The following is a 13,461-nucleotide window of genomic DNA, read 5'->3' on the forward strand; positions in this document are numbered from 1 at the left end:
TCAGGTCTTCAGCGAAGAGGTGAGGGCACGCGCCCCTCGAGTCAGCGCCCGGCGGAAAGCATGTCGATCAGTTGCCGTACCGGACTGACATCGTAGCCCGCGCCAGCGGCCTTCGAGGCGATGACGGCGGGATTATCGCCAGCCTTGGCGCGGGCGAGGGCCCACAGCAGCGTAGAGCGCGTACCGGAGCGGCAATAGGCCAGCACCGGACCGTCCGTGTCGAGAGCCTCTCCCATCGCGTCGACCTGCGCCTGGCTGAACCCGGCGTGAGACACGGGAATGGCGACATAGTCGATACCTGCGGCCCGGGCGGCCGTCTCGATCACGTCGCCTGGCGTCTGGTCATCGCTTTCGCCTTCGGGCCGATTGTTGATGATGCGTACGATACCAAGCGCCTTCGCCTGTGCCACGGCGTCAGTATCGATCTGCGGGCTGGCATAGACCGTCTCGGTAATCTGGCGGAACATCTTGCGCATTCTCCCGGTAACTGCGGCGCATCGCCGGCCTGATGCCCGCATGAAGACCCTTCGCCCTCAACAGGCAAGCCGTTTCGTACCCAAAAATAGCCAGATTCGTCGTAATTGCCCCGGAACGACGCGCATTTCCGTTCGCCATAGCGTTCAGACTCGTGTAAGAGTGATGATCGCAGGAAAGGGCCGGGCTTGTGCTCGGCTGTTCTCCTGACGTTTGGCGCGGATCGTCCACGCGCCTGGCGAATGCTTGAGGGGCGCAGCGAAGGTACGTTCGTAGACATGGGTTTTGACAGAGGTCGTCGCGGAAGGGGACGCGACAAGCAGCGGTTCGGAGAGGACGAGTTCGATCCTTTCTTCGCTGGACAGGATCGTTTCGGCGGCGGTGACCGCTTCGGCGGTGGCGGCGATCGCTTCGGCGGCGGTGACCGCTTCGGCGGTGGCGGCGGCGGCGGCGGCGGCTTCGGCGGCGGTTCCCGTGGCGGCGGCTTCGGCGGCGGCGGTGGTGGCGGCTTCGGCGGCGGCCAGCGCGGCGGCGGGATGCCTGCCCAGGTTGTCGGACAAGGCCGTGGCGTCGTGAAGTTCTTCAACGCAGCCAAGGGCTTCGGCTTCATCCAGCGCGACGAAGGTGGCGACGATGTGTTCGTGCACATCAGCTCGGTCGAACGCGCCGGCCTCGAAGGCTTGGCTGAAGGGCAGCAGCTCGAATTCCAGCTCGTCGATCGCGGCGGCAAGATCTCGGCTACCGACCTTTCGGTCGTGGGTGACGTGATCCCCGTCGCCAAGCGTGAACCGGCGCCGCAGCGCCAGCTCACCGGCGAGAAGGCCACCGGCACGGTCAAGTTCTTCAACTCCATGAAGGGCTTTGGCTTCATCACGCGTGATGACGGCCAGCCGGACGCTTTCGTGCACATCAGCGCGGTTGAGCGTTCGGGCATGTCCGGCCTCAACGAAGGCGATCGCGTGGAATTCGACATCGAGGTCGATCGACGAGGCAAGTACTCGGCGGTCAATCTGGTGCCGCGCCAGGATTGATCCTGCCAGCACGACCCCCGGCGGTTTGACCGGGGGGCTGCAACAGTCTAAATGCGCGCAGATGGCGGTCCGTATGGGGCCGCCATTTGTCGTTTGCGATCTTCAGGACCACGATTTCTTCAAGGATTACCGACATGTCCATTACCCCGCTGATGCCCGTATATCCCCGGTGCGGCGTGCGGCCCGTTCGCGGCGAGCACTGCCATCTTATCAGCGAGGACGGCCGTCGATTCCTTGACTTCGCCAGTGGCATCGCCGTGAATGCCCTCGGTCATTCGCACCCGGCGCTGGTGGAAGCCATCCAGAAGCAGGCTGGCACGCTGATGCACGTGTCGAACCTCTACGGCAGCCCGCAAGGCGAAGCCGTGGCCAAGCGCCTGGTCGACCTGACCTTTGCAGACACGGTGTTCTTCACGAACTCCGGCGCAGAAGCGGTGGAATGCGCGATCAAGACCGCCCGGGCCTATCACCAGTCCGCAGGCAACGACCAGAAGTTCGAACTGATCACGTTCAATAACGCTTTCCACGGCCGCACGCTCGCCACGATCAGTGCTTCCAGCCAGGAGAAGATGCACAAGGGCTTCCTCCCGCTGCTTCCCGGCTTCAAGTACGTGGACTTCAATGACCTTGAAGCGGCTCGGGCGGCGATCGGGCCTAACACGGCAGGCTTCCTGGTGGAACCGATCCAGGGAGAGGGCGGCATACGGATCGCGACGGACGAGTTTATGCAAGGCCTGCGCGCGCTCTGCGACGAGTTCGACCTCATGCTGATCCTGGACGAAGTGCAGAGCGGCGTGGGCCGTGCTGGGACGTTCTACGCCTACGAGCAGTACGGCATCACGCCGGACATCATGGCGACCGCGAAGGGCATTGGCGGCGGCTTCCCGGTCGGCGCTTGTCTTGCGACCGAAAAAGCGGCGCGCGGCATGACCGCCGGCACGCACGGGTCGACCTATGGGGGCAATCCGTTCGCCATGGCGGCGGTCGGCGCCGTCCTGGACGTGATCCCGAACGACGCCTTCCTCGCCGAGGTACGGGCAAAGGGGGAGCGCCTGAAGGCGCGGCTGGAGCAGTTCATCGGAAACTATCCCGACCTGTTCGAACTGGTGCGCGGCCGAGGCCTGTTCATCGGTCTCAAGATGAAGGTAGAGCCGCGTGCGTTCGTCGCCCACATGCGCGACCAGCACGGTCTGCTGACGGTTTCGGCCGGAGACAACGTGGTGCGCATCTTGCCGCCGCTCGTCATTGACGACAGCCACATCGACGAATTCATGCAGAAGCTGTCGGCAGCGGCCGCAAGCTACCAGCCCGAGGAGGCTGCCTGATGGCCAAGGACTTCCTGAGCCTCTCCGATGCCGGCGGCGACACGATCGCAGCCATGATCAACGACGCGATCGACCGCAAGGCGGCCCGCGCGGCCTGGCCCAAGGGGCGCCCGGATGTGGACGCTCCGCTTGCCGGGCACGTGCTTGCCATGATCTTCGAGAAGAACTCCACCCGTACGCGGGTGTCTTTCGACATGGCCATGCGCCAGCTCGGCGGCTCGGCGCTGATCATGGAAGCGGGAAATACGCAGATCGGCCGTGGAGAAAGTATTGCCGACACCGCACGCGTTCTCAGCCGCATGGTCGACGCGATCATGATCCGCACCGACGACCATGCGAAGGTCGAGGAACTTGCCCGCTATGCGGACGTGCCGGTCATCAATGGGCTGACCGACCTGTCGCATCCCTGCCAGATCGTGGCAGACCTCCTGACGGTCGTGGAGCGCGGGCATGCGCTGCCGGGGCTGCAGCTTGCCTGGCTGGGTGACGGCAACAACGTCGTCAACTCGCTGATCGAAGCCGCCGGTCTGATGAAGTTCACGATCCGCATCGGCGGGCCCAAGGGTTACGAGCCCGACGCCGGCTTCATCGAACGCGCGCGCGCTGCGGGCGGCGAGGTGGTCCTCAGCCAGGATCCGGCCGAGGCCGTTTCCGGGGCGCAGGTCGTGGTCACCGACACGTGGGTGTCTATGGGCCAGGCCGGTGGGGAACAGCACGTGGCCGCCATGCAGCCTTACCAGGTCAATGCGGCCCTGATGGCGGCGGCAGCCCCGGGGGCGACGTTCCTCCACTGCCTTCCCGCGCACCGCAACGAGGAAGTCACCGACGAGGTGATGGATGGACCGCAGTCGGCTGTCTGGGATGAGGCGGAGAATCGCATTCATGCCCAGAAGTCGGTTCTGCTTTGGGCATTGGGCAAGCTGTGAACGGGGACGATCTTCTGCGCACTGATGATACCGGTTTCGACCGGGTGCTGGCCTTCAGCGTGCCTGACCGGCATGCACGCGGACGCATCGTGCGGCTTGGGCCCGTGCTGGAAACAGTGCTGTCGGCGCATGACTATCCCAAGGTGGTCAAGCATGTGCTGGCAGAAGCCCTCGTCCTGACAGCGCTCATGGGGTCGTTGCTGAAGGACGACCAGGCGCAGCTTACCATACAGGCGCAGGCGGAAGGTGGCGTGGTGGACCTGCTCGTCTGCGACTATCGCAACGGCGAAGTGCGCGGCTATCTGCGCCACGATCCCGACAAGGTGGGCGCGCTGGAGGAGGGCTGCTCGCTGGAGACGATCTTCGGCAAGGGGTATCTTGCGATCACCTTCGATCTCGCGGCCACCAACGACCGTTACCAGGGCGTTGTGCCGCTGGAAGGCGCTTCGTTCGCCCAGGCTTGCGAGGCGTACTTCGCCCAGTCCGAGCAGATCCCGACGCTGATCCGCGTAGCCGTGCGTTCGAACGGGCCGCGTTGCACCGCCGGCGGCATCCTCGTCCAGCATCTTCCCGATGGAGAGGAAGGCCGCGAGCGGCTTCACGCCAAGGAGCAGCACCCGGACTGGGAACATGTGGCCATACTGGCCGGCACGGTTCAGGAGGCCGAACTTGTGGACCCGGTGCTCAGTCTGGAACAACTGGTCTGGCGCCTTTTCCATGAAGAAAACGAAGTGCGTGTCGAGCCACTTCAGCTGCTTCAGCGCGGTTGCCGTTGCACCGTCGATCACTATCTATCGATCCTGTCCCGCTTCCCGGAGGACCAGCTTGCCGAGCTGAGGGACGAGGACGGGTCGATACCGGTGGACTGTGCGTTCTGTTCGAAGATTCTGCGCATACGGGTTTGATGAACGAACGCCGCCACCGGCGGGTATTGCAGCCGCGTGAAGCAGGAAACGGTGGAATGAGAACAAAGATCATTCTTTCGGCTCTGAGCCTTGGCGCGTGCGCGGCCATCGCCGGTGCGGCGCATGGCCAACGCCCGGCCCTGCACATGCTCGATGAGTTGCAGGACGGCAACTGGGAGATGCGCGAACGTGGCGGCGGGGTACACAACTTGTGCGTTGAAGGCGGCCATGGCCTGATCCAGCTCCGCCACCCGGGAATGGCCTGCAGAAGGGTCGTCATCGAAGACAAGGCCGATCAGGTGACGGTGCAGTACACCTGCCGGGGCAACGGCTATGGACGTACGCAGGTGCGGCGCGAAACGAACCGGCTGATTCAAATAGACAGCCAGGGGATATCGCGCGGCGTCCCGTTCGCGTTCTCGGCCGAGGCTCGCCAGACAGGCAACTGCCGCAGTTGAGGATTGTCGTGCCGCTGCAGGAGGCGTAGCGGGACAGTCATGCAGGAACACACATCTTTCCCTCCGCCAGCCGGGTCGAAGCCGGCCGTAGTGCTGCTTTCGGGCGGACTCGATTCCATGGTCTGCGCCGGCATCGCGCGTGAGAAGGGTTTCGCAGTCAACGCCCTGACGATCGACTACAACCAGCGCCACAGGTGCGAACTGGACGCTGCCGCCAAGATCGCACGGTTCGTGGGTGCGGAGCGCCACGTGGTCTTACCGCTGGATCTTCGAAGGTTCGGCGGCTCGGCTCTTACCGATGACATCGCCGTGCCCAAGGATGGCGTGGGAGCCGAAGTTCCGGTCACTTACGTGCCGGCCCGCAATCTCGTGTTTCTGTCCCTCACGCTGGCCTGGGCCGAGGCGATCGGGGCTGCCGACATCTTTATCGGCGTCAACGCCCTCGACTATTCCGGTTATCCGGATTGCCGTCCCGAATTCATCGCCGCGTTTGAGAACATCGCCGGCTTGGCGACCAAGGTCGGCGCGGAAGGGCAGAAGCTGCGGATACATGCCCCCCTGCAGTTCATGGGCAAGGCGGACATCGCCCGTGAGACGGCCCGCCTGGGCCTTGACCCGGGCATGAGCTGGTCGTGCTATGATCCCCAGCCCGGGAACAAGGCCTGCGGGCTCTGCGATAGCTGCCGCTTGCGCAGGGCTGGGTTTGCCGACGCCGGCCTGATCGATTCCGCGCCTTACGCGGCGTAAACACGACAAGGTACTTAGCCGATCGGGCCCGGAAGCATTGGCTTTCCGGGCCATTTTTCTTGGCCGCTGCGGGCAAAAGAAAAGGGGGCCGGATTGCTCCGACCCCCAATCTTTACCGTTGCCGGTTCGCTTACATGCCCGAACCCGGACCGTAAGTGATTTCGACGCGGCGGTTCTGCAGCTCACGCACGCCGTCCGCAGTCGGGACGCGCGGGTTAGCTTCACCGAAGGCCTGGCTCGAGATCGAGGCATCGGGGATGCCGCGGCCGGTCAGGTACGCGCGGACCGAAGCGTTACGACGCTCCGAGAGGCCCAGGTTGTACGTGACCGTACCCGAACGGTCGGTGTAGCCTGCCAGCATGATCGGCACGCTATCGCAGTTTGCGTAGGCGCTGATGGCGCTGTCGAGGATGGTCGACGCTTCCGGCGTGATGTCCGACTTATCCCAGTCGAAGAACACGATGTACGGGCCCTTGTTGCAGACCGGAGCCGGCGGGGGCGGCGGGGGCGGCGGGGGCGGCGGGGGCGGCGGCGGCGGGGGCGGCGGCGGAGCCGCTTCTTCACCACCGAAGTTGTAGGTCAGGGTGCCGAGCAGCGAGTGCGAACGCCAGCGGGTGCTGATGTCTTCGCCGGCAGCGCTGACGAGGTCAACGTTCGACACGTTCATGAAGCGGTACTTCAGGCCAGCGTCCCAGTTGGCGCTGAGCGGCGCGCGGATGCCCGCGATTGCCTGCCAAGCGAAGCCGGTGTCGGAGTCATCGATGCCGTCGACATGGACGCGACCCACGCCCGCACCACCGCCGATGAAGCCCTGAAGGCCATCGTCCGGACCGAAGTCGAGCAGACCGTTCACCATGAACGACAGGTTGCTCGCGTCGTCACCGCCGCTGTTCTTGATATCGGCCTGACGGTAGCTGGCTTCGGTTTCCAGACGGAAAGCGCCGAAGTCGTAACCAAGAGTGGCGCCGCCATCGAAGCCCTTCTTGAAGTCGACCGTTGCGGCGTTGTCGACGGGACCGACGTCAACGTCCGCATCTTCGACGATCATGCCGCCGAAGCCGAGTTCAAGATACCACGAATTGTCGCGCGCCAGCGCGGGAGTGGCGATGGCAGCAGATGCCATGGCCAATCCAATGACGAGTTTCCTCATACGTTTCCCCTACTAAGAGATTTGGAGCCACCGAGTTCGAGAGTGTCTACCCCCTCGGCCTTGCGTGTGCAAGCGCACATTAAACGCGACTGTTGCATAATTGCCGCGCTCGTTATCGGGCGAGAAGTTGTTGCGCCTTCTGGAAATTGAAACTGCAACACCCCAAAAACCCCTGTGTCTTGCACCCATCAAGCCGAGGGCAGAATACCCAAGGCCTGCAGCGCCGCGACCAGATCATTGATCGCGGTCCGGGCCTCCCCATCAACACTCGTCCCTCCAAGTGGTTCCACGGGCACAGAAGCTTTTCTCCAGTGCCCCAGATACAACAGCGTTGCACCCCGGGTCAGGTCCAGGACGCGCAGGCCGTCTCGGGGCGTGATAAAGGTCCAGGAATGGCCGTTTTTCATGGCTATGGCGCCATCGCGCCCTGACCACGCCCCGGTTGCTGCCGGTGCCACAAGCCAGGTTTCCCCGTCTTCGCAATTTTCCGGAGGTGCGGCAATTTCGCCACGCACCGTGCAATGCAGGAGGGTGTCGGCCAGCAAGAGGGATTCGTTGACGAAGATCTCCTTCTGCGCCTGCCCGGAATAAAGGAGAGGCAGGGCAAACCGGGGTGTCATGCTGTCAAAGGTGTGTTCGGGCACGGGTCTGGTCTCCGATCGATCTATGGCGTCACTCGTCCCAGCAGGAGCGGTGGCGAGAGGGCGTGAGTGCCCGACTGGCGGACATGAAGCGGCATGTCCGACGGGAAAGTCGTCAGCATTCCCGGAGCGAAGGTGATGCGCGGCTCTGCCGTGGCCCAGGTCGCCAGAGGCGCTTCCACAGAGCCCAGCAGGACGAGATAGCGTTCGGCCTGTTCGGTCAGGGGCACATCGACGCCGTCACGCCAGAACCATTCGCCACGCGCCCGCCGCGTCCAGGTGAACACCGTGGCACCGTCGTCCGCTTGCATCCGGCGTGGATGGACAGGCGCCAGCGGCCGCAATGAAAGGCCGGACAGATGGACGGGGCTGGAGACAGGCTCGTGATCGCCCCGTCCCAGAGCAAGGATGCGTCGTTCCGGATCGGTGCCGACCGTCTCGGAGGCGATTGGAACGAGACCCGGGCCCAGCAGGACGAAGGGCTCACCCGGCTGGTGCGCGTGCAATGCGCTCTCCGTTCCCGCGCAGCCGCGCACGAAATTGGACAAGCGCCAGCGGCCGCCTCCGAGCGGACGCGCGCTGGCGAACTGCACGATTTCCTCGCCGACAAGCGCGCGGTTGTGGCCTTGCGCCAAGGGCAGCGGATCGACGCTCACCAGTTGCATCGTCGGATCGAGCAGCAGGACGTCGAGTTCGGAGGCCCGGTCCAGCAGGAGCGGAGTGGCGGCCGGCAGGATCGTGAGAGTGTCACCGATGACGGCCCGTCTCCGCCCGCTGGGTCCCACCGGCAACATGGCCCCGTCCCCTGTGTCTGCGTAGAGCGCTGCGCCTGACCAGCCTTCACCGGCGGCGGACACCGCAGCGAAGATACGCGGCGCATCGAACTTCGCCGTGGGTTCCAGAGGAACCTCGAAGGCGACAAGCCGCGTCGCGGGGGCGGGCAGATCCGGAGCCGGATTGCTCCGCCCCGGGTCCGAGGCAAGGTTCGGTCTGGCGTCGGCCCCGGCGGGCAGTGAGCGCTCAAGGCTCAGTTCCACGCCGCTGTCACGCCATTCCCACTCCCTGACCCGCCAGTGGCCGGCAACGCCCGGGACTGCGACCAATGCCCCCGGCGACAGGTCAGGATCCAGTCCGCAACTCCGCCACGCCACCCGGTCACGCGTCCAGTCGATCCTGCGGGACGCCTTCTCGATCAGGGTGCGGGCAGTGGCGGCTTCGAGGGTGGCTGGGAGTTCGATGGCAGCCGGTTCGGATGACGACGCCGGTCCGCTCGCCCTCTGAAGGCTGGCCTGGTAGTCCCTCTCAAGCTCATAGTAGCGCAGGATGCCGGGCCGGTTGGCCGCAGGCAACCCGCGGCGGCGGGTGAAGCCGCTTGTTGCTCCGAAGTCTCCGTCGCCGGTTGCGATGGCCGCTTCGGGAAGAGGAAGTACGCTCGCCTGCGTGCGCTGACGCGCGATGACGAGGGCGCTGCCCGCATCTATCTCCAGTGGGATAAGCTGGCCGAACGCCTGAAGATCGTCGGCGGGAGAGCTCTCGCTGGTGTAGCCGAGCACGCCGGGGAGCGGGATCGCGGCGTCGATCGGGCTTTCCGCACCTCCGAGCATATCCTGTAGGGTGAAGTCCGCGTCTGCGATGACTTCAAAGGTGAGGGCCGGGATCCGGTTGTAGAAGCCCGACAAGTCGAGTTCCTCGAACACCACATAGGCGAGCCCGCGATAGGCGGGGCATCGATCCGCACCTTCCGCCGCGACAATCAGCGGATCCGGCGGCTGGTTCCCCGCTCCGGTATGGACGCGCATGGTGCCACCGCACTTCAGGTCACCGCCGGCACCGCGCAGGAGTTGCCCGTCTGCCCAGATCCGGCCGATTGCCTGGATAGGTCGGCTGGCGAGCGCGATCGCGAAATTCGCTGAATAGCGGAAAGTTGAGACGGCGGGGCTTCCCTTTCCTCCACCCTGCACCTCGCTGCGCTCCACCAGATCGGTGGCCCAGATCACCGAGCCCGCCGTGCGCACGCGTCCAAAATGCCTGGGCAGGGGCTGGCCGTAGCTTGAGGTGGTGAAGGCTGTGTCCTTGAGCCGCGGCCCCTGGCGGCGCGTGGAGCCGAACAGCGCGGTATCCACCTGCTGCCCCATGAGCGAGCCGATGGTCCCGCCAACCGGCCCGCCCATGAGCGAGCCGAGACTTCCAAATACAAGTGTCGCCATGTCAGCTCCTTGGCTCAGGGGAGAAGCGCCATCGTCCGGCGCACGGCCATTCAGGTGGAACGGGGCAGAGCACGACCTTGCGCAGACCGCTGTGGGCATGGACCCATTGGGTCGCAGACACCGCGATGCCGAAGTGCAGCTGGCACGGGGAAGGGCGCGCCGCCAAAATGTCCCCGGCCGCGGTCACGGTGGTGGATGCGGCCACGCCCAGAGACCGGGCCAGGCTGTCGAAGTCGGGATCGATGGTGCTGCGCAGGGTGTAGCCGTTGGGCAGCAGTGGAGCGGCGGGTCGGCCGGTTCGCTCAAGCGCCGCTGCCACTACGCCGAGGCAGTCCAGCCCGATCTCGGGGTTCCGGCCGTGAAGCCTGAAGGGTATGCCGATCAGGGAAAGCGCCGCCGTCGCCAGGTCTTCGCCCCTCGTCATGCCGGCACCGGATATCGTGTGAGCATGTCGTTGCCGGGAAGAAACGGTTCGCCACGGAAGTTCACTGCGTTGTGAAAGCGCACGGCGCAGGTGTCGAGCGTGCGGTCGCAGCCTTCCTGCAGGAGCACGCGTGTTCCGCTGGTGACAGTGTCATCGACCGGCAGGTCGAGCACCAGGCCATTCGCCTCGTCGGCGTTCATGACGCCGGCCGACAGCCCTGCTTGCGGTCCGTCGAGCCAGCGCAGGGTGCCGCCAGCGTAGGAGGATCCATCCAGGTGCGGGCTGAAGCGGACGGTGTTTGAGCTTGCATCCACTCCCGCAACAGCAAGCTCGCGGGTGTGCTTCTGTGGGTTGAGATTGCACCCGGGGCCGCAGAAGGAGGCGCGGCAGGACGGGCTGGTGCGGGGCGTCAGGTCGCGCCAGAGCTCGGCCTTGCGGGAAACGAGATCGGCGCTGAAGAGGCCGTCCTCCTGCGTGATAGTGCCGAGTGTTCCCTCGTAAAGCGTAAGCCGCTCAAGGCTTTCCCAATCCACCAGGCCGATTCGCACCTGCGCACCGTCGAACCGTCCGGCGACGAGATCGGCGCCATCGATCGTCTCGTGCGTCAGCGCACCGCGAACCTCCGCGCTGTCGGGTTCGAGGTCGGCGCACTTGCGGATGGAGCTCGGCACCATGCCCGGCGAGGCGCGGTGAAGGATGCCGTCGAACCACAGGTCGCGGTCGTGAGAAGTGAAGCCGACGGCGATACCGTCGCGGCGCAGCACTCGCCAGAAGGTCGCTGCGGTTTCAAGCTCTTCGGCGAACCACGTGCGCATCACGGCGCCTCCCGAATTTCGACCAGCGGGACGCTGGGCGCTTCGCCGGCCGCAAAGGCGGCGCTGGAGATCTCCAGCCTGTCTTCGGCGAAACGGACCGGCACGTCGAAGAGGAAGCCCGCGCGCACAACGCTTCCGGGCGGGGGTGCTTCATCGAACCGGACGATGCCGCCCTCCTCCAGCCGCCAGTTGTCGACCTGCGGCGCACCATCGACCGAGATGGTGAGGGATGCCGCGTCGGGGCGGGTGATGCGCCGGACCTGCGCCGACGCGCCGCCACCGTACCGTTTCACCAGAGCGAAACGGCCTGTCAGGCCGTCGCCCCGGCCAAGCTCCTGATCGTGGGGGCCGGGCGCTCCGGTCATGCCGCTGGAGCTGAAATCGCTCGGGTCGCGCAGGCGAAAGCCCCGTGCCGGACCCCTGCGGGCGCGGAAGAAGGCGATCAGAGCGCCCAATTCCGCTTCGGACCGCACGCCGGGGCCGACATCGAAGCGTAGCCGCGCGTTCGACCACAGGCTGTTGCGCCGCTCGAAGCCGGAGGCGGTGACGGCGACGGTCGTGGAAAATTCGGTCACCACTGCTGCGTCGCGTCCAAGCGCGAGCGGGTAGGGCACGTCGTCGAAGGCCTGCATCGGGTCAGCTCCTGAGACCTGGCATCGGGGTTGAGGAAGGCGGACGTAGCCGTCACGTGTGATCTGAGGCAGCGCCCAGACGACGACTTCGTGGTGCGCCCGACCAAGCGCCTCGTCGATGCCTGCATCGATCTGGCGCCATTGGTCGCGCTGCTCGGGGCGGAGGACGAAACCGGCCAGGTAATCCTGCTCCTCGGGCGGGTAGCCCAGCCTTGCATCGACCTCGGCATGAGCGCGCCGTCGGCTGGCGTCGGCCCCGGCGGTGAGCCAGTCGTAATCCTCCACCTGCAGGCGGTCGAACGCGGGCGCGGCCCAGCCAAGCGGCAGGTTGGCCCGCTTCAGCTCCGGCATGTCAGGCGCCAGCAGGGTGGGCGTGAACACCAGCGCCAGCGCTTCGACCGGCCGAGGCGCAACGGCGGCACGGACGGCGCGGATCACATCCGCCGTGGAAGCGGCAAGCAACGCGCCTGCCTGATCCAGCAGCGCCGTTTGTGCCGGCGAGAGGGGCGCCCGCATGTCCAGTATGGCAGACGGGTTGCCGCCGAAGGCTGCTTTGGCTGCGGCGTCGTAAAGGCAGATCCGGCCGTCGGCGAAGGTCCACCACCAGGGTTCGCCGACCTGAAAGCGGACCGGCGCCTGTGCTTCGGCCATCAGCTGCGCGAAGTCAGCGGCTACAGCCTGCAGCCAGCCCATTGCCGGGCCATTGGCCGGGGAAAGGATCGTGGACGGCGGCTCCCAGCCGGTGAGCGCCGGGTTGCCGTCAAGATCGCGCTGCTTCCATGCTTCGGGGCAATGCTGGTCGAGCAATTCATAAGACAGGGACGCCATCGGCCTCAGCCCCGCCGCCTGGCACTCGGCAAAGAAGGCGAGGTGCCAGGCGATCGTCGGCTGGTTGAGCGTGGCACCATCGGCGCCGGCCAGAAAAGCGTTTTCCACGGCCGCGAGACGGAAAAAGTGGCTCATCCCCACGTAATGGACGACCGACCCGCGATACCCGAGCTGGCGGATGCCGCGAATGAGCCGTGCAGGCGTCTGCACGCCCAGGTCGTCATAGCCCGTGGCGACGGCAAGGCCGTTGGCGGGCATCACGACATCCCCGATGTCAAGCATGGCGCGTGCGCCGTCCGCGACAATCCCGCTCATCTCGAACCAGCCTTCCCTCTCCTGTGGCAGAGGGTCGGGACTGGCGCCGTCGTAATCGGGAGGCGCGAAGGAGAGGAACATGCGCTCGATCGCGCCGGGCCACACGCGATCGGCATCGGAGGGAAGGCTGTAGCCGCCGTCCAGCGCCGAGAAGTCGATCGAGACGAAGGCGTCCTCGTTCGTTCCGACGGCGTAGTTCCAGAGGCGTACGTACCAAGTGCGCGCCTCACCGTTCTCCGCGCGGCCCTCGATGGTGAGGGTAGGTCCGTTGATGCCGTCAAGCGGTATCAGCCCCTGCGAGCGCCAGCGGAAGGTAAGGGTGGTGTCGGTATAGTCCCGGTCTGCCCTGTAAGCGAGGAGGGGATGGTCGAGCCTGTCGACGCTGTCCCAGACGAGGCCGCCAAGATCAGCCCGCCGCAGGAAAGAGGCTTCCACCCGCAAGGCGTCCGGCGCCGTGGAGATCACCGTCGCCACCATCGGGCGCGGAAAGTTCACCGTCCAGAAGCGCGGATCGAAGCGCATGATCCAGTTCGAAGCCTGCCCTTCCCGGGCCTCTGCAAGCCAGAATGCCATCGGAGTCTCC

At 65.6% G+C, this 13,461-nt stretch carries 13 protein-coding genes; 6 read left to right on the forward strand and 7 right to left on the reverse strand.

Features of this window, described 5'->3' with window-relative positions; genetic code table 11:
- Window positions 1-41: 41 nt before the first annotated feature.
- Window positions 42-467: a protein tyrosine phosphatase family protein gene (locus QOL62_RS09720; protein WP_283406245.1), complete on the reverse strand. Its 426-nt coding sequence runs from the start codon at window positions 465-467 to the stop codon at window positions 42-44.
- 285 nt (window positions 468-752) lie between these two features.
- On the opposite strand from QOL62_RS09720, the gene QOL62_RS09725 reads away from it, so the two are divergent.
- The 6 genes from QOL62_RS09725 to queC all read left to right on the forward strand — a co-directional run bounded on the left by QOL62_RS09725 (window position 753) and on the right by queC (window position 5,866).
- Entirely contained in the window at window positions 753-1,505 is a 753-nt protein-coding gene (locus QOL62_RS09725) for a cold-shock protein (protein ID WP_103728565.1), read from the forward strand.
- Window positions 1,506-1,639: 134 nt separating this feature from the next.
- A complete protein-coding gene (locus QOL62_RS09730) occupies window positions 1,640-2,830 on the forward strand; it encodes an aspartate aminotransferase family protein (RefSeq protein ID WP_283406082.1) in 1,191 nt (396 codons plus the stop codon).
- On the forward strand, window positions 2,830-3,756 hold the full coding sequence (gene argF / locus QOL62_RS09735; RefSeq protein ID WP_283406083.1) for an ornithine carbamoyltransferase: 927 nt from the start codon (window positions 2,830-2,832) through the stop codon (window positions 3,754-3,756). Before QOL62_RS09730 ends, argF begins: the two co-directional genes overlap by 1 nt.
- Window positions 3,753-4,661, forward strand: a complete 909-nt coding sequence (gene hslO / locus QOL62_RS09740; RefSeq protein ID WP_283406084.1) for an Hsp33 family molecular chaperone HslO — start codon at window positions 3,753-3,755, stop codon at window positions 4,659-4,661. The genes argF and hslO overlap by 4 nt, the downstream gene beginning before the upstream one ends.
- Window positions 4,661-5,119, forward strand: coding sequence for a hypothetical protein (locus QOL62_RS09745; RefSeq protein ID WP_283406085.1), 459 nt, complete (start codon window positions 4,661-4,663; stop codon window positions 5,117-5,119). The genes hslO and QOL62_RS09745 overlap by 1 nt, the downstream gene beginning before the upstream one ends.
- Before the next feature lie 39 nt (window positions 5,120-5,158).
- Window positions 5,159-5,866: a 7-cyano-7-deazaguanine synthase QueC gene (queC, locus tag QOL62_RS09750; protein WP_283406086.1), complete on the forward strand. Its 708-nt coding sequence runs from the start codon at window positions 5,159-5,161 to the stop codon at window positions 5,864-5,866.
- Window positions 5,867-5,996: 130 nt separating this feature from the next.
- On the opposite strand, the gene QOL62_RS09755 is transcribed toward queC, so the two are convergent.
- From QOL62_RS09755 to QOL62_RS09780, 6 genes are all read right to left on the reverse strand, one after another.
- On the reverse strand, window positions 5,997-7,016 hold the full coding sequence (locus QOL62_RS09755; RefSeq protein ID WP_283406087.1) for an OmpA family protein: 1,020 nt from the start codon (window positions 7,014-7,016) through the stop codon (window positions 5,997-5,999).
- A gap of 188 nt (window positions 7,017-7,204) precedes the next feature.
- A complete protein-coding gene (locus QOL62_RS09760) occupies window positions 7,205-7,660 on the reverse strand; it encodes a DUF2793 domain-containing protein (RefSeq protein ID WP_283406088.1) in 456 nt (151 codons plus the stop codon).
- Window positions 7,661-7,680: 20 nt separating this feature from the next.
- Entirely contained in the window at window positions 7,681-9,864 is a 2,184-nt protein-coding gene (locus QOL62_RS09765; protein ID WP_283406089.1) for a phage tail protein, read from the reverse strand.
- Window position 9,865: 1 nt separating this feature from the next.
- Window positions 9,866-10,288 (reverse strand): hypothetical protein, encoded by a 423-nt coding sequence (locus QOL62_RS09770; RefSeq protein WP_283406090.1) that lies wholly within the window; start codon window positions 10,286-10,288, stop codon window positions 9,866-9,868.
- Complete coding sequence (locus QOL62_RS09775) at window positions 10,285-11,106, reverse strand: DUF2163 domain-containing protein (RefSeq protein ID WP_283406091.1); 822 nt, start codon at window positions 11,104-11,106, stop codon at window positions 10,285-10,287. Before QOL62_RS09775 ends, QOL62_RS09770 begins: the two co-directional genes overlap by 4 nt.
- A complete protein-coding gene (locus QOL62_RS09780; RefSeq protein ID WP_283406092.1) occupies window positions 11,103-13,451 on the reverse strand; it encodes a DUF2460 domain-containing protein in 2,349 nt (782 codons plus the stop codon). The genes QOL62_RS09775 and QOL62_RS09780 overlap by 4 nt, the downstream gene beginning before the upstream one ends.
- Between the last annotated feature and the right edge of the window lie 10 nt (window positions 13,452-13,461).

The sequence above is a fragment of the Novosphingobium panipatense genome (assembly GCF_900182875.1).
Taxonomy (GTDB): domain Bacteria; phylum Pseudomonadota; class Alphaproteobacteria; order Sphingomonadales; family Sphingomonadaceae; genus Novosphingobium; species Novosphingobium panipatense.

Coding starts and splice junctions, on each gene's coding strand:
- QOL62_RS09755 (WP_283406087.1), bottom strand. CDS start 7,016: ATGAGGAAACTCGTCATTGGATTGGCCATGGCATCTGCTGCCATCGCC.
- QOL62_RS09770 (WP_283406090.1), bottom strand. CDS start 10,288: ATGACGAGGGGCGAAGACCTGGCGACGGCGGCGCTTTCCCTGATCGGC.
- QOL62_RS09725 (WP_103728565.1), top strand. CDS start 753: ATGGGTTTTGACAGAGGTCGTCGCGGAAGGGGACGCGACAAGCAGCGG.
- QOL62_RS09780 (WP_283406092.1), bottom strand. CDS start 13,451: ATGGCATTCTGGCTTGCAGAGGCCCGGGAAGGGCAGGCTTCGAACTGG.
- QOL62_RS09745 (WP_283406085.1), top strand. CDS start 4,661: ATGAACGAACGCCGCCACCGGCGGGTATTGCAGCCGCGTGAAGCAGGA.
- QOL62_RS09720 (WP_283406245.1), bottom strand. CDS start 467: ATGTTCCGCCAGATTACCGAGACGGTCTATGCCAGCCCGCAGATCGAT.
- QOL62_RS09765 (WP_283406089.1), bottom strand. CDS start 9,864: ATGGCGACACTTGTATTTGGAAGTCTCGGCTCGCTCATGGGCGGGCCG.
- argF (WP_283406083.1), top strand. CDS start 2,830: ATGGCCAAGGACTTCCTGAGCCTCTCCGATGCCGGCGGCGACACGATC.
- queC (WP_283406086.1), top strand. CDS start 5,159: ATGCAGGAACACACATCTTTCCCTCCGCCAGCCGGGTCGAAGCCGGCC.
- QOL62_RS09730 (WP_283406082.1), top strand. CDS start 1,640: ATGTCCATTACCCCGCTGATGCCCGTATATCCCCGGTGCGGCGTGCGG.